Source organism: Wolbachia endosymbiont of Bemisia tabaci (genome assembly GCF_003999585.1).
Classification (GTDB): domain Bacteria; phylum Pseudomonadota; class Alphaproteobacteria; order Rickettsiales; family Anaplasmataceae; genus Wolbachia.
The window spans coordinates 967,518-987,274 of record NZ_CP016430.1; the positions used below are offsets into that span (position 1 = coordinate 967,518).

The following is a 19,757-nucleotide window of genomic DNA, read 5'->3' on the forward strand; positions in this document are numbered from 1 at the left end:
CCATCCTGCAGAAAGTTCACCATATCTAATGTTAAATACAGGCTGCAACTCTAAACAATAAGCAGCTGCCGTAATTAATTCTTTAGTATTCCGTATTCTTGCCCAGAATTCTATGTTTTCACTAACTGTCAAGCTATCTTTACAGGCATTTTTATGGCCTATATAGACCATAGAGGGTATATAGGATTTTGGGTCATCATATATGTCTTTTCCGCAATATCTTACATTACCTGATACTGGCGGTAAGAGTCCGGATAAACTTCTGATTAAGCTGGTTTTGCCGCTACCATTTGGACCAGTGATTAAGATTTTTGATTTTGGCTCAGCTTTAAAATTGAGGTTTTTAAATAATACTTTGTTATTACGAGCACAGGATAGATTTTTACATTCAAGCATCTACTGAACCTTTAAAAAGAACTTGGAGCCTAAACACTTCAGTGTATGAACATTGGATAGCTTGCACAACAAACAGTCAGTGTTTGAAATACAACTACGAACATTGGGTTTGTAGGTAGCAGATGGTGTCATCTCATTGCTTGACTGACTATAAAACTTAAGAAGTTTAATGCTAGAAAGCATATTAGACAATGGATACGTCATCTGCCTTTTCCTTTATGTTTACCCTTAGTTGAAGACTGAGCTTTGATAAACAGCTCCCAAAATCCTTTTTTCTCACCTTCTCTGTGTATCAATTGTGCAAAATGCTTCATTAAACCACTACCCATCATAACCATCTTTGTCCATTTACCTAGCGGTTTTGCTATATCAATTATTTCTAGATCTTCTTTGTAAACTTGCATATCTTTTTGCTTCTCGCTTAGCATTTCCTGTTGTTTCATCAACTCTTTTTGCTTATTTTTTTGATATAATTCATTAAATTTTCTATTTTCTTCCCACTCTTCTTTGAGAACTTTTAGAGGAAATATAATTTTTCTAATGTGATTTTTGTATATTTTTCTCAAAAAGATAAATACTGCAATTATAGCAAGTAATATCGTGCTATATGTAATGATCTGTCCGAACGGCATTTTTATACTCAGCTTATTGGCAAGCGGTATTTACAATTATACCATAACTATAGAAATTTTACAATTTTTTTTCTGAATAAAGATAGTAGACAAAAACTTTCTGAAGGATAAAAGGAATGCATAAGCTTAAAAACTCTCAGGTTTTAATGCTGGATAAAGCAACTTCTGCGCTTAAGTGATAACCTCGTACAAAAAGCAAGTTAATGCAAAACAGAACAATAATCATAATCACACAGCTTAAACTAAGTTCTCAATTTCTCAAAGAAATCTTTTAACAAAAGAGAACATTTTGTTTCTAATATTCCACCATAAACTTCAGGTATGTGGTTACAGAATTGAAATATTCTAGTGCCGTTTTCAACTCCTCCACCTTTGGGATTGTAAGCCCCGAAGTACAGACGTTTAATTTTTGCAAAAGAGATAGCTTGAGCGCACATCGGGCACGGCTCTAACGTTACGTACATTTCAGCTTCATAAAGCGTGGAAGTTGAAAATGCTTGTCTAATTGTTAACATTTCTGCATGTGCAGTTGGATCATTAGATATATTGTGTGCAGAGGAGATGATATTGTTTCCATTAACTATTACAGCACCTATTGGCACTTCGCCATCTTTCTGAGCAAGTTTTGCTTGCTCTATGGCAAGTTCCATGTATTGGTACTTAAACATTAGGTGCTTGGGTAAATATAATTTTCTTTTCTTGGCTTTTCTATTTTTTCTAGGTTATAGAATTCACTAAGGACTATTGTCCTTTTTACAAGGCTATCTATTTCTCGCTTTAAATATTTTTTTATTTCTTCTACCGATTTTAGTTCGTTTATAGCTACAACTACTTCTTCCATTATATCCTCTATAATTTGATCCTCCTCTAATTTATATATTATTTGTTCTACATGCCTATTCAATTCCTCGAAGGTCGCAGATCCATATGTTTACTATTTCTTAGTAACATTTTTTACCTCTCTATTAGAATAGAGTTTATTCAGTTCTATTAAACTCTATTGTCAATAGCTGCCTTAATAAATGATGTAAAGAGAGGATGAGGAGAAAATGGTCTTGATTGAAATTCTGGATGAAATTGCACACCAATAAACCATGAGTGATTTTTTAGCTCCACTGCCTCTATGCATGTTTTATCTTCTGATATACCACTGCATATCATTCCATTCTCTTCTAAGTTATTTTTATAATCTAAATTAACTATATATCTGTGTCTGTGTCTTTCTGAAATAGTGACACTACTATACACATTTGCCATTTTTGAATTTGGATTTACATTACACTTGTATGTTCCAAGTCTCATGGTTCCACCAAGATCAACGTTCTTACCATCAGCGAGCTTGATGATTGGGTGTTTGCAAGTATAAAATTCTTCAGAGTGTACATCTTCAAGCTTAATAACGTTACGAGCAAATTCAATCACTGCAAGCTGCATACCAAGACATATTCCTAAAAAAGGAATGTTATTTACACGGGCATAGTTTATTGCTAATATTTTACCTTCTATTCCGTTATCACCAAATCCTCCTGGAACAAGGACTGAATTAGAGCTTTGTAATTTTTCTCTGATAAACTTTGCATCTATAGATTTTCCATTCTCTTCTCTTGAGTTGACCCAATTTATCTTCACTCTAGCTTTATTACTAATTGCACCATGGTTTAATGCTTCAATCAGTGATTTATATGCGTCAGGAAATTCAGTATATTTTCCTACTATGGAAACGATAACTTCTTGTGTTGGATGTCTCATAGAGTGTACTATTTGGTCCCATTCAGGTAAGCTTGGTTTTGGCTTACTTAAGTGAAAGTGATCCAAAATTTGTGTCCCGAGCCCACATTGATTATACAAGGATGGTAACTCGTATATATGGTTTACATCAGGAGCAGGTATTACGTTAGATAAAGAAACATTGCAAAGATTGGCTATCTTTTCTTTTTGATTATCGGAAATTTCTTTTTCACTGCGACATAATATAATATCTGGTTGTAACCCCGCAGAGTTTAACTCTCGAACTGAATGCTGTGTCGGTTTTGTCTTTAATTCTTGTGCTGCAGTGAGATATGGTATTAAAGTTAAGTGAATAAGGATAACTTTTTGCTTTCCTAGTTTATAATTAACTTGGCGTATAGCTTCCAAAAACGGTTGGCTTTCAATATCACCTACGGTTCCGCCTATTTCGCATATTACAAAATCTAAATCTTCTGTACCATTAAAAATGAAAGATTTGATTAAATCTGTCACATGAGGAATGATTTGCACAGTTTTGCCTAGATAATCACCACACCTTTCCTTCTTTAATAATTTATTATATACTTTACCAGTTGTTATATTGTCGTCCTTGGTTGCTTTAATTTTAGTAAAACGCTCGTAATGTCCAAGGTCTAAATCAGTTTCAGCACCATCCTCAGTAACAAATACTTCCCCGTGCTGAGCTGGGCTCATTGTTCCAGGATCAATGTTGAGATATGGGTCAAGCTTTCTGATGCGAACATTGAATCCATGAGCTTGAAGAAGTGCTCCCACACTTGAAGCAACTAAACCCTTACCAAGTGATGAAACAACTCCACCTGTAACAAAGATAAACTTGGTTTCTTTCATTAATTTTCAAATGGAACAGAAGTTGATTGGCCTTCTTGCTTCTTTTCTGATATAATCTTCTCTGCAATTGATTTTTTATGTACATCTTTTGAACATAATCCTGATAGTAACAGTGTATTTATAATGAACAGCCCAGCAACTATAGAAGTTATTCTACTGAGTGGATTTTCAGAAGACTTTACCGGAATTATTGAATTCATTCCCTGTTGTGAATTACTAAAGCCACTTAATGAACTACTTCCAGGTGGCTGCAGGAGCACTAAAATTACCAATACAACAACTAATATTATTTGAAGTACACTAAGTACTGTTACTGACATTATAAATAGAGCTAAAATAAAGATTTTAGGAGCATAAGGATCATAAGTCAAGAATATCTTTACCCGAGTAACTTGACTACTGGAACCCAAGTATGTATTAAACCTTATTTAAATTATGAGCTATCACATTTTAAAATACAAAGATTATGAACCAAAAATGGATGAAAGTTCTTTTATCGCAGATGGTGTGCGTATTATAGGTAACGTTGAAATAGGAAGGAATGAGAGTATCTGGTTTAATTGTGTGATCAGAGGAGATGTTGGATCAATCGAAATAGGTGATGAAACGAATATTCAAGATGGCACCGTAATTCATGTAGATAGAAATCCAGGCGGTGACACGATTATTGGTAGTATGGTGACGGTTGGACATTTTTGTGTGTTACATGCATGCACGATACATGATAAAGCATTTATTGGTATGGGCTCTGTTATAATGGATCATGCGATTGTCGAGTCTGAAGCTATGGTAGCTGCTGGTTCACTCGTGACACATGGAAAAGTGATAAAAAGTGGTGAAGTATGGGCTGGCAGGCCAGCACAATTCTTCAAAAAAATGTCAGATGAGGAAATTAAACATATTACACAATCTGCACAAAATTATATCATGCTGATGAAAGAATATAAAGCTATATCCTAGGTTGAGAAATCTTCAGCTCTGATGCACATTCTACGTTAACTACTTCAAAAGTTTCTTCAACTATAGAATGCTTATCAATATAAGGCTTAATCACTTTTTCAACTCTAGTTTGCTTATCAATATGCTGATTAATAAAACTACCTCTGACTAGAATATCCTTTATTGGCCAGTTTGTTTCTGTTGGAGTACCTGATAGTCTAGCTGCAAATTTTATCGGTGCTGACGTTAGAAAAAGAGATATAGTATTATTTGAATTAAGATAGAAGTTTACATGATCTTTGCAATCTTTGAGATCTATATCTTCTGGGTAATCTGGTATTTTTGACTTTATCTTTGCTCTTATGGGATTCATCCAGCCGAACTTTTCAGTAAGTATGCTTACCTCTTTTGGAACTTGTAATGGGATGATAATATCATTTCTAATTTCATTTTCTTCTTGAGAAAAAAGTTCAGTGTATGCTCCTTTTCTACTGTGTTTCTCAAAATACTTAGGAAAATAAATATTGAGATATTCAGAGTGTAATTCTATTCGATTTTTCTGATCATTTTCTAAGATAAACGTATATTTATCACCATTTTGCTTAAGTTCGCACAATTTAAATTTACTGAGGTCAGAATCTGGCAATGGCTTTGTAATTTCAAAAGCAAGTGTAAGAGTATGTGTTGCACGATCAAATTCGTCTTTTTCTTGCAGACCATCTTGTAGACTATAGTACTTATTTTTTTCATATTCCTTTTTTTCTCTACTAGCATTAACTTCCTGTTCATAAAAACTTTCAACAGCATAAAAAAATTCTTCTTCATCTAGCTCTTCTCCTGTTAGAGCATCCTCAAACACATCCTGCTCATCCTCTAAATCAATCTCATTACCTTTCGCCTCTATTGTATTTTCTACACTTATTTTTCTTGTATGATCATTTCCATTGCTAGCAGTTGTTTGATGATGTGTATCGTTAGTTTGAAAAAAGCTCTTTACTTTTGATATTAAGCTAATCCATGAAAGTCTGACTTGATTAAGTAGCCATTTAAAACTCTTCATTGTTTTACCCCAATCTAATTACTAAAAATTGTAACAGAATAAATTAAATATGTCAATAAGATACACAAATTGTACTAACTGGGAATTAGTGGCAGCACTTAACATCTGTGTAAATTTTTGACATAGGCGTTTTCTGCATTTTAACCAAATCAGTAAGGAGAACACCATTGATATTCTCCTTTTAGAAGCAACTTGAATAAAACTGATAAAGCTTGAATTAAAGTGTGATTAGGAAAGTGAGTGATGAGAACTCTTTATTTGGACTTCTTTTGATTCATCTATTTTAGTATTAGGTCTTAGTGTTGCGTATGTAGCACAACCAGCTACGAATGCAGATGCTGTAGCTATGATAATTATTGCTAACATACTTAGTCTAGTTGTATGTTCAAGTATAGTACTTGCTACCAGCCCAACAGCAAGACCAACACCAATAACAGCAGTGTACAACATTATCGGATTTGAATCAGATACGTAGTTTGTGAGCTCTTTGGAATACTCTTTTGCTAATCCTTTTACTGCTCTCTTGAGTTTGTTTTGATCTTCTTCTGTTCCAGTACCTGATTTTAGTTTCTTACATAACTCTTGTATTTTTTCACCTTGTACTTCTGCCAGCTTTTTTAGCTCCGTAGACAATTTCTCTATTTTTGTTCCTTTCAATTCTACTATTATTTTCTTGAAATATGGCATCATTATTTGCTCTGTTTCTTCTGCTGCTTGATTTTTTAATGCTATTATTTTATTTAATTGTTCTTCTGATATTTCATCTTTTTTTAGTTCCACTGTAACCTTTGTTTCTTCTAGCTCCGATATTACGTTCATTAATGCGTGAAATGCATTCCATAGCTTTTCACCGGAATTCTGACTCCGTTTTGGTGACATAAACTGACTGCCCTTGAACTTTTTTGGCGACATAGGCTGATTTTTACTATTTTTGAGCTTTTTTGAGTTTTCACCAGCACTTACTTTAGCCATAATAAACCTCACATATTAAATAATGCTATCACATAATATCTTTAAAGCTCAATGTCAAATAGTATCTTTACATAATATAACTCATAAACAGATAATTTTAGTGTAAATTGACGTATTTACTTTGTGCTATGGTTTGAGGTAGAATAACAACTTGCTTCAAATATGGAAAGGCAGTACAACTCTATAATCAAGTTACTGAACTCTCATTTTACTCCTCTTTTTTTGTAAAACAATCTACAATTCATTAGAAGATCTTCAGATAGACGTTGATCATTGGTTGCGTTTTTACAGTGAGACAAGACCTCATTCTAGTAAATATTGTTATGGCGATGTAGACTTTCCTGAATAGAAAACATATTGCTTTTTAGAAAAATATTGGTAGCATTACATTAAGAGACTGATATTAGTTTTCAATTTTTCTGTTAGTTAATTCTTGCTTGCTAGGCTAAGTTGTGTCTGGTAACCATAATGGCAAATCTTGTTAATTTGAGGCGTTGATTTTAGCCTCTTTCATCCTTACATTAGTTACATATTCTTTCGCAGAGGGCTAATGAATTTATTAGTAAAATTCAGTAATTTATAACTGACAATGAGAGCTGTTAATTAGCAACTCACTTTAAATAAGTTACTCAACTGTGACAGATTTAGCTAAATTTCTCGGGCAATCTACATCTAACCCTTTTTTTTCTGCAATAGAATAAGCAAGAAATTGCATAGCAACACTGTAGATAATTGGAGAAACAAAATTGTCAACTTCTGGAAGTTGCACCACATCTATGCAAATTCCCTTTAAGAGCGGTGCTCCTTGCTTATCACTAAAGGCAATTACTTTACCTTTTCTTGCAATAATCTCTTGTATATTGGATAGCGTTTTAAAGAATAAATTATCGTAAGGAATAATTGCGATAACAAGTACAGTAGAGTCTATCAAAGCGATAGAACCGTGCTTCATTTCTCCCGCTGCAATACCAATTGTGTTGATATATGAAAGCTCTTTTATCTTCAATGCACCTTCCATTGCAACTCCATATGAGCTTCCTCTCCCAATTATAATTATATTATTGTGCTCTAATATACTGCCTGATATATGTTGTATTTCCATCACATTCAAAACATGCTCTACATGTTCGGGAATGGAATTAATAGCACCGCTTAGTTCCTTTATCCTCTCTCTACCCAGTATACCTTTTATTTTTCCAAGCTCTACAGAAAAGCATGCTAAAATTGCAAGCTGCGTAGAAAAGGTTTTTGTCGAAGCAACACCAATCTCAGGTCCAGCAAGAGTATGCAATACAATATCTGAGGCTTTTTCTATGCTGCTATTAAATGTATTAATTATGCTAATGATCATTTGTTTCTGCAATCTCGCATAACGTAGTGCTTCCATAGTATCTGCAGTTTCACCAGATTGAGAAATGAATAAGCCAATACTACCTTCTTCGAGCTTGACGCTGCTATACCTAAATTCTGACGAGATTTCTAGATATACCCGAATTTGAGCAATACTTTCCAGCCAACACTTTGCTATTAGTCCAGCAAAATAGGATGAACCGCATCCAACTATAGTAATGTAACCTAGTTCAGAAAATAATTCTTTGTTGATTTCTTTATATTGTTTATAAAATTGATTTATTGTTTTGTTTAATGCATACGGTTGCTCAAAAATTTCTTTTAGCATAAAGCTAGGGTAACCATTTTTACTAATTAGAAAACTTCTTGGACTGCTATTTTCTGTTCTGCGTTTAACTTGTATACCATTATTATATATACTGAATTCGTTAGATTTTATTACTGCAATATCATTATCTTCTAAATGCAATATTTTTTCTACAAATGAACTCAAAGCATTAGTATCAGAGGCAGCAAATACTTTATTACAGTTATATCCTCCTATTGCCAAAGGTAAATTTCTTTTCGCAACGAACAATGCATCTGGATATTCTGCAAATAATAGAACCAAAGCAAATGAACCTTGTAAGTTGTTTAGACACTTAAATATAGAATCAACTGGTGATAACCCTTCATCAAGATATGAAGTTAATATGTTTGGTATTACTTCTGTATCAGTGTCGGTATGAAAAGATACTCCCTTTTCCTCCAGATCCTTTTTTAATATATTGTAATTTTCAATTATGCCATTATGAGCAACAACAACATTATTTATATAAATGGGATGAGCATTTTTAAGATTTGGAGCTCCATGTGTAGCCCAACGAGTATGTGCTATACCAACTTTGCTACTAGATATCTTGCTCTCATGAACAACTTCACACAATCTTTCAACTTTACCTTCTGATTTTTTTACTTCTATCTTACCTCTATTATTTATGATTGCTATACCTGAAGAGTCATAACCTCTGTATTCCAATTTTTGCAACGCGGTTAGTAAAGTTGGTATTACTGAACCACCGCTGCTTACTATACCTAATATTCCACACACTTCTTAAATTATGAAGCATTTTTGTCTTTTTTACTTTCCTCTAGTTTATTTTTCTTGCCATTCTTTTCAACTTTGCTTTTTTCAATAGATTTAGCTACTGGCTTTTGAATTTCTTTATTTAAGATTTCAGATATAGCAGATTTTAGGATTTTTATTTCAATTTTTGGTGCTATTTCTAGTATTAGTTGTGCATTTACTTCGTCAACTTTGTTTACTTCACCTATTATTCCACTAGAAGTAATAACCGTATCACCACATTTTATTTGATCTATCATCCTTCTATGTTCTTTTAGTTTTTTGTGATTGGGGCGAATAATGAGAAAATAAAATACTACAAATATTAAAATGAGTGGAATAAAGCTAGCAACAGATGCTGATATATTGTTAGTCGCATCTGCCGCAAAAACCTCAGAAGTGAACATATTTAATCCTAATTATTAACGATAAAGTTAAATAGATTAAGCAGCAATTACAATATCATGTCAAGTCTCTGAAAGAAATTAATTCAAATTAATAAGAAACTTAAGGAATTTTAAGGTGTTTCTGCTGTAATGGCGGGAGTGATGAGACTTGAACTCACGACCTCATGCGTGACAGGCATGCGCTCTAACCAACTGAGCTACACCCCCCATTGCTTTTTAACGTTTGCAATCTTAAAGCTAATCAACGTGTTGCTACTTGTCAATATTTTTTGTTTGCGCTTTTTTGTCTTTTTTATTACTATGTAAATAACTTAATTTCACACATGGCTTATGCAAGTAGTCCCGTTAGGGTTATGCCATGGAGGATAAACTATTTGGAGGAGTAAATATGACAAATTTGCCTAAAGTCACTATACGTGATTTAGCTGAATCTGGTGTGCATTTTGGCCATAAAGTTAGTCGCTGGAATGCGAAAATGGCCCCATATATATATGGTATACATCAACAGAATCGTATACACATAATAGACTTACGAAAAACATTACCATTGTTAGAGGCGGCGATGAAAGCTTTATACGATGTTGCATCTCAAGATGGTCGCATTTTATTTGTTGGTACGAAATTTCAAGCTTTAGATATTGTTGCAAGTGAAGCAGTTCGTTGTGGTCAGTATTATGTAAATGATCGATGGCTTGGTGGTATGCTTACTAATTGGAACACTGTTTCTTCTTCGATAAAAACTTTGATACAATATGAGAAAATATCCAATGATGAAGATAGCATCTTAACAAAAAAAGAATTAGGAGACATTGAAAAGAAAAGAAAAAAGCTTGATAAAGAATTGGGTGGAATTAGAGAAATGGGAGCAGTTCCTGATATTTTATTTATTATTGATACTAACAAAGAGCATATAGCGGTTAAAGAGGCTAAAAAACTGGGTATTCCTGTAGTTGGAGTACTTGATACCAATTCTGACCCAAATGGTATTACTTATCCTATACCAGGAAATGATGATTCAAGAAAATCAATAGAGCTTTATTGTAAATTAGTTGCTGATTCTATATTAGCTGGAATAGAGTCTAGTTTGACAAGGTCTAGAGTTAAGGATGATGAGCTTATTCAAGAAAAAGAAGAGGATATTGTGCAAACTGAAAAGAAGCGTATTAAGGTTGAAACAGAAAGGGAGGTAATAGTAAGTAAATGAAGATGGATTCAAGTAGTATAAGGGAATTACGCGATAGAACAGGGCTTGGCTTAAGCGATTGTAAGAAAGCGTTAGAAGAGTGTGATGGTGATATTAAGAAAGCCGTTGATAGGTTACGTACAATAGGATTTGCTAAAGCTGACAAAAAGTCTGATAGAGTAGCTTCGGATGGGCTTATTGCTATGTGCTTGGCTAAAAATTATGGTGTATTGGTTAAAGTCAATTGTGAAACTGATTTTGTTGCTAGAAATGAGAAGTTCATAGCATTAGTTTCAAGTTTAGCATCAATTGCTTGTCAAGAACGTTGTACTAATCTTGATGAGTTAAAAAATGCCAAATATGAAGATGTTGGTACAGTGCAGGAAGCTATTATGAGTGGTACATCGGTTCTTGGTGAGAAGTTAGAGTTAAGCAATCTTTGCTACCTAGAAACTAAGGATGGGATTATTGCTGGCTATGTACATGGTGATATGCATGGCTTAGGTAAGATTGGTGCTTTAGTAGCATTGCAATCATCTGGTGATAAACAAGAGATTGGAAAGCAAATAGCTATGCATGTAGTTGCTATGAAACCTGAAGCTTTATCTATAGATGATTTAGATCAAGAAAAATTAAACAATGAGCGTTCTATAATTGAGGAGCAAGTAAAGAGCTTAAATAAACCTGAAGAGGTAGCGAAAAAAATAGTAGATGGACGAATGGCTAAATACTATGAAGAAGTTGTTCTGCTAGAGCAGAAGTTTATAAAAGATGATAAAATGAAGATTGCTGATTTTATAGAATCAAGTGCTGTTAAGTTAGCTAATTATAAGTTACTTACTTTGGATGGTGCAAATAAGTAACAAAACTTCAGAAGTAAAATACCCCAGAGTGTTATTCAAAATCTCTGGGGAGGCTTTGATGGGATCAAAGCTATTTGGCCATGATATGGAAGTTATAGATAAACTATCCAAAGACATAGTTGAAGTTTGTAATCTCGGAGTTCAAGTTTGTATTGTTGTTGGTGGTGGGAATATTTTTCGTGGTGCATCAGCATCTTTAAGTGGCTGTGAAAGAGCAAGCAGTGATTATATTGGAATGCTTGGCACTGTCATTAATGCTTTAATTTTGCAGAATTTTTTAGAAAAAAGCTCTATAGTTTCTAGGGTATTATCTGCTATACCTATGACTACTATATGTGAGCCTTATATAAGAAGGAAGGCTATTCATCATTTAGAAAAAGGTAGAGTTGTCATTTTTGCAGCAGGTACAGGTAACCCATTTTTTACCACAGATACAGCTGCAGCTCTACGTGCTGTTGAAATGAATTGTGATGTTATTCTAAAAGGTACGCAAGTAAGAGGTGTATATTCTGCTGATCCAAAAAAAAATGAGGATGCTGTGATGTATGATAGGCTTTCTTATACAGATTTGCTAACTCGTGATTTAAAAGTTATGGATGCATCAGCAATTTCACTTGCTCGTGAGAATTCTATCCCAATTGTAGTTTTTTCTTTAAAAAGAGAAAAAATGGTTGATATTATTAAGGGTCAAGGCACTTATACTATAGTCTCAGATTGTAAACATTAGGTAATTTATGTTAAACGAAATAAAAGCTAAAACAAAGGAAAGAATGCTAAAAACTATTCAGTCTTTTCACGATGATATGAAAGGTGTACGTACTGGTAGAGCTAACGCATCATTACTTGATGGTATAGTTGTAAATATCTATGGTGGACATCAAAAACTGAACCAAGTTGCAGGCGTTTCAGCTATAGATAACAAAACTCTATCAGTTAAAGTTTGGTATGCTACTGTTATCGGTGAAGTAAAAAATGCGATAATCAATGCTAACCTGAATTTAAATCCTGTTGTTGAAGGAAATACTATACGTATAGTTCTTCCAGACTTAACACAAGAAACTCGTGAAAAATTAGTGAAATTATTGCATCAATTTTCTGAAAATGCACGAGTTGCAATTAGAAATATACGCAGAGATGTTATGGAAGAAATAGAGGAAATGAAGAAAAATAAGGAAATCTCAGAAGATGATTTTCATGTTGCCAAAAAGGAAATACAAAACATTACTGATGATAATGTAAAAAAAGTCGATGATGACTTATCTATTAAAGAAAAGGATATATTGCATCATTAAGTTAATATGAAAGAATTTTTCAGTATTGAAAAACATAAGAGGATTCGATACAGATACAGTTGTATGAATGCTGTGATTCATATCTCATCACTACGCACACATTTGATCGTTATACCTTTTGAAATCTAGAAAAAAAGCTTTTCAGTTTGATTTTTTATTACGATAATTAAGTTTACACTCTTGAGCGAAAACGATGCTGAAACGCCTTTTCCTTATTTTTGCATTTGTATTACTCATCCCACTGTCAAATGTTGATGCTAGAAGATATATCAGAATTGTTGGATCTTCAACTGTTTTTCCTTTTATCTCATTTGTATCTGAGGAATTCAGTCGTATATTTCCCTTTAAAACTCCAGTTGTAGAATCGATAGGAAGTGGATCAGGGTTCAAAATGTTTTGTTCAGGAATAGGGAAAGGCACACCAGATATCACCACTTCATCTCGCCCTATGAAGGAAGTAGAGAGAGAATTATGCAAAAGAAATAAAGTGAATGAGGTAATAGAGATCATAATCGGCTATGATGGAATTGTTATTGCAAATTCAAATCAAAGCCATAGATTTGATTTTACAAAAAATGACCTGTTTGAAACTTTATCTGCATATTCTGAAGACAATGATAGATTAGTAAAGAATAACAAGAAATTTTGGTCTGATGTAAATCAAGCTCTACCAAAAACAGAAATTAAAATCTATGGTCCACATCAAAATACAGGTACACATGAAACTTTGATTAATTTTATTATGCTTGATCAATATTCATGCATGAACTCAAGGATTTTCAAAGAGAATTATCAAGACCAAGAAAAAAGAAAGAAAGCATGTAGTAATATCAGAGATGATGGAAGGTATATAGAAGTTGGAATTAATGAAAACATAATAATACAAAAATTGAAGAGCAATAAAAATGCTTTAGGAATATTTAGCTTCAGCTTTTTAGCGAAAAACCAAGATGAGATTCAAGGGAGCACAATCGCAGGAATTGAGCCAACTTATAAAAATATATCATCGGGGGAGTATATGTTAGCAAGGCCTTTATATCTTTATATAAAGAAAGAACACTTAGATACTGTTGATGGATTAAGGGAATTCATTAGAGAAGTTGTAGACTCTATTAGTACTGAAGGTGGATATTTATCTAGGCTTGGCTTAATTCCACTTTCAAGCGAAAATATAAAAAAAGTCTTGGAAAAGGTTCGTGATATAATATGATGACTTTGATATTTTTTTATTCTGGATACTAGGTTAAAAATAGAACGTTTAAATTTCTTGTTTTTATTGTTATCATACTTAGGTTTCCTAAGAACTTATTTACTACAAAATACAACAAGTTCTATTTATTTGAGGAAGTTGTGCGTCTTGTAGAACAGATTTTGTTGTAGGTTTCTCTGTAGCTATTTCAAGGTTTTCTTCTATGCTTTTTTGTTCTGTGTAATCTTTAACTTCTTGAATGAAATCTTCAAGCCACTTCTCACTACCTATCTTAGCATGTCGTTGTTGCTCACCTTTAAGAAGTTTTATTACAGCTGCATCTTGATTTTCAGGAGCTCTTTGATTTTTAAGCCACGAGTCACGAATATCAGGAGGAGCTTTTTTCAAATGAGCTTCAAAGGTTGCTTTTGTGTCTTTTGTACTTTCTTCTTGTTGATCTTGATGGAATTTAAACCAGAAATTGCGAATATCAGGAGAAGCTTTATCCCAAAGAAGTTTAGTAATTTCTTTTATATTTCTCAGATCTTCTTGTTTCAATCTTTTACCATCACCTATATATCGTTTATTAAGACCAACTTGCAGAGGATAAAGTAAAAGGGTAGTTTTGCTCTGTGAGTATATAGGTCTATTTAAAATCATTTCTAGATTTGTATCACAATCTTCTAATACTGCTTTAACTTTTTCAATTTTCAAAGAATTTATTGCTTCACATAATTTGCAATGAAGGGTACCTATTCTTCCTAAATTTTCCACTTTTTGCATAGCTCTATCACGAATATCATTTTTCTGATGAGATTCTTCATAAGTTCGTTTGGTAGCTTTTTCAGTGCACTTTCTATTATAATTCTCAATTTCTGGAATAAATTTTTTAACATCAAAATTTGAACTATAATTAGCTGATTTGATTGCACTATCACTCAAGAAGACACGAGTGTTTTTATCAGCTTTATCCCAAAATGCCTTAATGATATCTCCTTCTTGTTTTAAAATAGCAAAATCTAAGATAGTATAATTACCATCGAACTTACTCCTTAAAACCTTTTGTGTATAATCTATATCCTCCTCAGAATTAATTTTTTTGATTATGTTTAGGACTTCTCGAAGACTGCTATTCACAACTGCAAAACGTAATGAATTTTGAGTTGCTTTACGCTTATTCCATAAAGCATTAGTGTATTCATTAGCTTTCTGCTGAAGTGTCTGAATGATTTCTTCATTTCCTATGGATTTAGCAACATCAAAGATTGTACGACCACTCGGGAATTGGCTTCTGAAAACCTTTTGTATATTACTGTAAGAATTAATATTTAATATATTCTGGACCTCTTGAAGATTGTTATTCAAAATTGCAAAATATAATGATTCTTGAGTTTTAATAAGGCCACAATCTAATACTATACCCTACCTCTATCTCTTATGGCAAATTTAGCGCTATAATTATACGTATTTATAATCAAGTCAAGAGAAAAAATTAGCAAAGCGGTTGAAGTTTTAATAACATATAGCTTTCACAGTACTTTCTATGGAAAATCTGCAGGTTTTACGTTCAATTGCGTTTATTGTGGGAATTTTTCTATTGTTGTTTGGCGTAGCAATGCTTATTCCTGCTATTACTAATAATTATCTAGGTTACGAATGGAAAAATTTTCTGGTTGGATTTATAGTTACCTGCACATTTAGTGCGATTTTTATTCTACTGGGTAAACTAAGTAGGTTACATGGAATGCCGGCAATTTTTGCGATTACCAGTTGTACCTGGATTGCATTATCTCTATTTGCAGCTATTCCATTTTATCTTGATAGTTTAAGCTACATTGATGCACTGTTTGAAGCAGTATCTGGGATTACAGCCACAGGAGCAACTATTCTAAGTTGCATCGAGCAACAATCTCCGGGGATACTACTGTGGAGAGCAATGCTACACGGTATAGGTGGTTTTGGAGTAATTACAGTAGGAATTGCAATTTTTCCCATATTTAAGGTTTTGAGCTTAAATAATTTACTCTATTCTGAGTACTCAGATGCTCTTAAAAGAAAGTTACTACATACGCGAAGCGTAGTAATACATATTGCAGAAATATATTACTGCCTAATTTTATTGTGCATATTTTCGTACTATCTAGCTGGCATGCCATTATTTGATGCAGTATGTCACGGAATGTCCGCTGTATCAACTGGTGGATTTGCTAACTATAACGATTCTATAGGCTACTACAATAACCCTATATTGGAGGTCATAACAATTATCTTTATGATTTTAGGCTCTTTACCTTTTATGAGCTATTTAAAAATTATAAGACGATTAGACGTTTGTTATGATGAACAGGTCTCTTACTTTATTAAGATAGTTGTTATCTCATCTTTGCTTGCTTGTTTTTGGTTATATAAAAATTTTGACTTAGGAGTATTTTTATCATTTAGGTACAGCACATTCACCATTACCTCCTTTATCACATCAACTGGCTATGTAATGTGCAACTACTTGAATTGGAGCTTTATTTCAGTCTTAGCTTTCTTTTTAGCCTTTATTGGTGGATGTGGTGGTTCTGCTAGTGGTGGAATCAAAATCTTCCGTTTAGTCATTTTTCTAAAATCTATAAGGAATTACTTTAGCTCTTTATTAAATCCAAGTGAAAGCGATAGAGTAAAACTCAATGGTAAAATACTGGAAAATGATGAAGTTCAATCCGTCTTTACGTTTTTTGCGATTTACATGTTAACGTTCACTATATCATCAATAATGATGTCTTACTTGAGCAATGCGGACTTTATAACTAGCATCAGCTCTGTTTCTGCAATGCTTACAAATTCTGGCCCAGGATTTAGTAACCTAATAGGTCCTTCAGGTAATTATTCCTCCTTTAGTGGTGGAGTAAAGCTATTTCTATCGTTTTTGATGCTGCTTGGCAGGCTTGAAATATTGCCAATTTATTTTTGTATAGGTAGTTTATACTGGAAACTTTGCCATTCCAGAGTGTAACGCTAATTCAGGTTTACATTTAAATTCTATTACATATTATTATAAGTATTACAAAACTTTAAAGGACAATTATGGCAGTTATGCCAGATAAATGGATAAGGGAAAAGGCTGAAAACTCTAGAATGATAGAGCCTTTTGTGAATCATAAAAGCAGTAAGGGTGTTGTATCTTTCGGATTATCATCTTATGGCTATGATGCAAGAGTTAGTAATAAGTTTAAGATTTTTACTAATGTTAATTCAGCTATTGTAGACCCCAAGAATTTTTCTGAGAATAGTTTCATAGATAAGGAAACAGATGTATGTATAATTCCACCAAATAGTTTTGTACTTGCCAGCACAGTGGAGTATTTTCGTATACCAAGGAATGTACTGGTAATTTGTGTTGGTAAGTCAACTTATGCAAGGTGTGGTATTATAGTAAACGTTACTCCCTTAGAACCTGGATGGGAAGGTCACGTCACACTTGAATTCTCTAACACTACTCCACTTCCTGCAAAAATTTACGCTAATGAAGGAGCATGCCAATTTGTGTTTTTAAGCGGCGAAAGTGAGTGTGAGAAGTCATATGATGATATGAAAGGAAAATATATGAATCAACATGGTATCACTTTGCCGTTAGTTAAGTGATTACTTTAGATGCATTTCTTTATTAATTGATATCCTTTCAAGCCGCTAATACTGATTGCATTTGCCTAGTTACAAAAATAATGTCTGTGCTAAAACATGCTCATATATAGCTCTTTTTCTAATAGTTCGAATAGCTGGATATTCTTTCTGGCTCAATTTTTTATAACAAACCAATGGTTTGATTAAAATCAGGAGAATGTGTAGGCAGATATATAACTTCAGCACCGACACTTTTAACAAATTCACTTGTTTTCTATGAAAAGTTGCATTATCCAAAATCACCCAGCAAAAAGTTTGAACTAGCTATTAAAAACGTCTGTATCGCAGTAGCCTTCAAAAATCATAGGCGCCATAATTTTTCCCTTATTCAAAGCTGCAATCATACTAATACGCTGACTTTTGTGTTATCAATTCCAGATTAGTCGATATATACAAGAATTTCAGTGTTTTTTGTTGCTATGAGTTTTTTAAGCTCAGCACGTTTTTTCTGCGTCCTTAAATAGTCCTAATTTTAATTTGTTTTAAGTTTAAAGTCTTTCGTTAGGTTTGCAGAATACATTTCCTTATTATCTTGGTTATAGAAAGTAAATTTGTGATCGTCTAAACCTAATATTGCAAAGCCAAAGCCGAAAAAGTTTCTAACTTCGTGTGCTAAGTAATTTCTACTATTTGGATAGTTAAATTCTACGTTTTGATAAACAGGTTCTTGATCTTGAGCGTGTAATAATGCACCGCCGTTTCCAACTATAATCTGATCTGGAACATTATCCATTAATAAAATCTGGGCTATATGAATGTGGCCAGAAACTATGGTAGTAACATTGCTTGGAAATTTATCTCCAAAAGCTTCAATTTGTGTAAGATTACCATGGCTTTTTAATGTCAAAAATTCTTTTTTTGGAGATCTCCAAAGTGGTTTATGAGTCAAAAACCACGTGGGCTTATCTTGTATCAATTTATCAAACTGCCTCTCAAAAGCATCAACTGTGCTTTGGGTTGTAAAAATTTCCTCACCGGATGAAGAGTCGAAGATAAAAAACTTCATCGGCCCAGCATCTAAGAACCAACTGGAAATAAGATCTTCACATTTTTGAGGGGAAAAGGGGTATGAATCTAAATATCTGAACCATCTGGTCAGGTAAGGAAGCAGTATTACTACTACTCCCTCCCTTAGAAACGCAGCATGCAGGTTTACCCACACTACGCTTGAGCCCCTTATCTAAGTTCTTCTTTTCTAGAACCGGCTTGTCCTTCATGATTCCTCAGGAAACATCATTCTTAATGGTGACACCAACAGTAGAGAACCTTCTCTTGAGAAAGAGCTTGCTAACATTCTTGTTCGTTTCACTCTCTCATCAAAATACTTTTTCCATTTTAAGTCAAGGGGATTTGCATCCGCTCTGATTTTAACATGTCGTCTGATAGGTATATCAATCAGCTTAAGCAGTCTTAAATACCGTATCTCTTTTGGTTTGTTCTTGCATATGGGTGCAGCAAAGACCCATTGGCGTTGACCCATTACTTTGAAGTAACGATTCTTTATCCAACGTAATCCTTTACGAGGATGTCTTTTTTTTGCCCATTTCCATAAACTATGCCAAATTTCATTGTCGATTTTTCTAAACGCTTTTTTAGCACACACATGGTGATAGTAATTTCCCCATCCTCTCAGTAGAGAGTTAAGTGACTTAATTACTATAGCCTGAGTGTTTGCTATATTTGCTTTTATCAATGTACGTGCTTTATTAAGAAGTTTTTTAATACTTTCTTTAGAAGGTTTAATAATTAACTTCTTATTATATCTACGTACATTACAACCAAGAAAGTCAAACCCTGTTGTAATAAATGTAATCTTTGTCTTCTCTTCTGACAGAGCTAAACCTCTCTCATGAAGGAAAGATGATACTAATGGCTTAACTTCATTTTCCAGTAGTTCACATGTAAAACCTGAAATAATAAGGAGAGTAGACCAGCGGAACTTCCCCACCAGTCTCTCGCAGAACTGTACGGAAACCTCTCGGTTTATACAGCTCCCATTATTTAGCCCTTTGATCCTAACCCAAGTGTCCAATGATAGAAAATATTTGGAGACCTCTTTCTCACTTTTCCTAGAAATTGCTTTGCTAGTCTTCCATGATCTC

General features: G+C 33.5%; 20 protein-coding genes, 1 tRNA gene and 4 pseudogenes. 9 read left to right on the plus strand and 16 right to left on the minus strand.

Translation table 11 applies throughout. The annotated features are described in order from the left end of the window. From BBB02_RS04760 to secG, 6 genes are all read right to left on the minus strand, one after another. On the minus strand, positions 1-396 hold a 396-nt coding region (locus tag BBB02_RS04760; protein ID WP_164741544.1), incomplete at its 3' end, for a heme ABC exporter ATP-binding protein CcmA. A 200-nt stretch (positions 397-596) separates the two neighbouring features. Continuing rightward, on the minus strand, positions 597-1,028 hold the full coding sequence (locus BBB02_RS04765) for a hypothetical protein (RefSeq protein WP_017532529.1): 432 nt from the start codon (positions 1,026-1,028) through the stop codon (positions 597-599). A 242-nt stretch (positions 1,029-1,270) separates the two neighbouring features. Then, on the minus strand, positions 1,271-1,678 hold the full coding sequence (locus tag BBB02_RS04770) for a nucleoside deaminase (RefSeq protein WP_010404879.1): 408 nt from the start codon (positions 1,676-1,678) through the stop codon (positions 1,271-1,273). A 17-nt stretch (positions 1,679-1,695) separates the two neighbouring features. Continuing rightward, on the minus strand, positions 1,696-1,932 hold the full coding sequence (locus BBB02_RS04775; protein ID WP_245970079.1) for a hypothetical protein: 237 nt from the start codon (positions 1,930-1,932) through the stop codon (positions 1,696-1,698). Positions 1,933-2,018: 86 nt separating this feature from the next. Then, entirely contained in the window at positions 2,019-3,626 is a 1,608-nt protein-coding gene (locus tag BBB02_RS04780) for a CTP synthase (protein ID WP_127464150.1), read from the minus strand. After that, a complete protein-coding gene (gene secG, locus BBB02_RS04785) occupies positions 3,626-3,946 on the minus strand; it encodes a preprotein translocase subunit SecG (RefSeq protein ID WP_007302593.1) in 321 nt (106 codons plus the stop codon). Before secG ends, BBB02_RS04780 begins: the two co-directional genes overlap by 1 nt. A 115-nt stretch (positions 3,947-4,061) precedes the next feature. Between secG and BBB02_RS04790 the strand changes: the two genes are divergently transcribed. Continuing rightward, the gene (locus BBB02_RS04790) at positions 4,062-4,586 is read left to right on the plus strand and encodes a gamma carbonic anhydrase family protein (protein WP_127464151.1); all 525 of its coding nucleotides are present in this window, start codon (positions 4,062-4,064) and stop codon (positions 4,584-4,586) included. Here BBB02_RS04790 and BBB02_RS04795 read toward each other — a convergent pair. Together BBB02_RS04795 and BBB02_RS04800 are read right to left on the minus strand one after the other, a co-directional pair. Further along, the gene (locus BBB02_RS04795; protein WP_127464152.1) at positions 4,576-5,625 is read right to left on the minus strand and encodes a hypothetical protein; all 1,050 of its coding nucleotides are present in this window, start codon (positions 5,623-5,625) and stop codon (positions 4,576-4,578) included. The genes BBB02_RS04790 and BBB02_RS04795 overlap by 11 nt on opposite strands. Before the next feature lie 228 nt (positions 5,626-5,853). Then, positions 5,854-6,597, minus strand: coding sequence for a hypothetical protein (locus BBB02_RS04800; protein ID WP_127464153.1), 744 nt, complete (start codon positions 6,595-6,597; stop codon positions 5,854-5,856). Positions 6,598-6,811: 214 nt separating this feature from the next. Between BBB02_RS04800 and BBB02_RS04805 the strand changes: the two are divergent. Beyond that, a pseudogene (locus tag BBB02_RS04805) lies at positions 6,812-6,965 on the plus strand (IS481 family transposase); the annotation flags it as partial. Between the two features lie 257 nt (positions 6,966-7,222). On the opposite strand, the gene glmS reads toward BBB02_RS04805, so the two are convergent. The 3 genes from glmS to BBB02_RS04820 form a co-directional block, all read right to left on the minus strand. Further along, positions 7,223-9,037: a glutamine--fructose-6-phosphate transaminase (isomerizing) gene (glmS, locus tag BBB02_RS04810; protein ID WP_127464154.1), complete on the minus strand. Its 1,815-nt coding sequence runs from the start codon at positions 9,035-9,037 to the stop codon at positions 7,223-7,225. Positions 9,038-9,045: 8 nt separating this feature from the next. Next, the gene (yajC, locus tag BBB02_RS04815; RefSeq protein ID WP_127464155.1) at positions 9,046-9,459 is read right to left on the minus strand and encodes a preprotein translocase subunit YajC; all 414 of its coding nucleotides are present in this window, start codon (positions 9,457-9,459) and stop codon (positions 9,046-9,048) included. Positions 9,460-9,589: 130 nt separating this feature from the next. Next, positions 9,590-9,666, minus strand: a tRNA-Asp gene (locus BBB02_RS04820). A gap of 181 nt (positions 9,667-9,847) precedes the next feature. On the opposite strand from BBB02_RS04820, the gene rpsB reads away from it, so the two are divergent. From rpsB to BBB02_RS04845, 5 genes are all read left to right on the plus strand, one after another. After that, positions 9,848-10,663 (plus strand): 30S ribosomal protein S2, encoded by an 816-nt coding sequence (rpsB, locus tag BBB02_RS04825; protein ID WP_127464156.1) that lies wholly within the window; start codon positions 9,848-9,850, stop codon positions 10,661-10,663. Continuing rightward, positions 10,660-11,505 carry a translation elongation factor Ts gene (tsf, locus tag BBB02_RS04830; protein ID WP_063631085.1) on the plus strand — a complete coding sequence of 282 codons (846 nt, stop codon included), beginning with the start codon at positions 10,660-10,662 and terminating at the stop codon, positions 11,503-11,505. Before rpsB ends, tsf begins: the two co-directional genes overlap by 4 nt. Continuing rightward, on the plus strand, positions 11,489-12,232 hold the full coding sequence (gene pyrH / locus BBB02_RS04835) for a UMP kinase (protein WP_039950243.1): 744 nt from the start codon (positions 11,489-11,491) through the stop codon (positions 12,230-12,232). Before tsf ends, pyrH begins: the two co-directional genes overlap by 17 nt. 7 nt (positions 12,233-12,239) lie before the next feature. Beyond that, positions 12,240-12,797 carry a ribosome recycling factor gene (frr, locus tag BBB02_RS04840; RefSeq protein WP_127464157.1) on the plus strand — a complete coding sequence of 186 codons (558 nt, stop codon included), beginning with the start codon at positions 12,240-12,242 and terminating at the stop codon, positions 12,795-12,797. Between the two features lie 193 nt (positions 12,798-12,990). Continuing rightward, positions 12,991-14,007, plus strand: coding sequence for a substrate-binding domain-containing protein (locus BBB02_RS04845; protein ID WP_063631086.1), 1,017 nt, complete (start codon positions 12,991-12,993; stop codon positions 14,005-14,007). Between the two features lie 102 nt (positions 14,008-14,109). Here the strand turns inward: BBB02_RS04845 and BBB02_RS06495 are convergent, their stop codons facing one another. Next, positions 14,110-15,351: a hypothetical protein gene (locus BBB02_RS06495; RefSeq protein ID WP_245970080.1), complete on the minus strand. Its 1,242-nt coding sequence runs from the start codon at positions 15,349-15,351 to the stop codon at positions 14,110-14,112. A gap of 178 nt (positions 15,352-15,529) precedes the next feature. Here BBB02_RS06495 and BBB02_RS04855 point away from each other — a divergent pair, with 178 nt between their 5' ends. Next, complete coding sequence (locus tag BBB02_RS04855) at positions 15,530-16,987, plus strand: TrkH family potassium uptake protein (RefSeq protein ID WP_127464158.1); 1,458 nt, start codon at positions 15,530-15,532, stop codon at positions 16,985-16,987. Between the two features lie 71 nt (positions 16,988-17,058). Further along, positions 17,059-17,616, plus strand: coding sequence for a dCTP deaminase (gene dcd / locus BBB02_RS04860; protein ID WP_006012513.1), 558 nt, complete (start codon positions 17,059-17,061; stop codon positions 17,614-17,616). 155 nt (positions 17,617-17,771) lie between these two features. Here the strand turns inward: dcd and BBB02_RS06500 are convergent. The 4 genes and pseudogenes from BBB02_RS06500 to BBB02_RS04870 all read right to left on the minus strand — a co-directional run. Further along, positions 17,772-18,112, minus strand: a pseudogene (locus BBB02_RS06500) (transposase); the annotation flags it as partial. 15 nt (positions 18,113-18,127) lie between these two features. Next, a pseudogene (locus BBB02_RS04865) lies at positions 18,128-18,745 on the minus strand (phosphoesterase); the annotation flags it as partial. Continuing rightward, a pseudogene (locus tag BBB02_RS06160) lies at positions 18,738-18,872 on the minus strand (Rpn family recombination-promoting nuclease/putative transposase); the annotation flags it as partial. The pseudogenes BBB02_RS06160 and BBB02_RS04865, both read right to left, overlap by 8 nt. Next, a complete protein-coding gene (locus BBB02_RS04870) occupies positions 18,869-19,603 on the minus strand; it encodes a group II intron maturase-specific domain-containing protein (RefSeq protein WP_245970066.1) in 735 nt (244 codons plus the stop codon). The gene BBB02_RS04870 and the pseudogene BBB02_RS06160, both read right to left, overlap by 4 nt. Between the last annotated feature and the right edge of the window lie 154 nt (positions 19,604-19,757).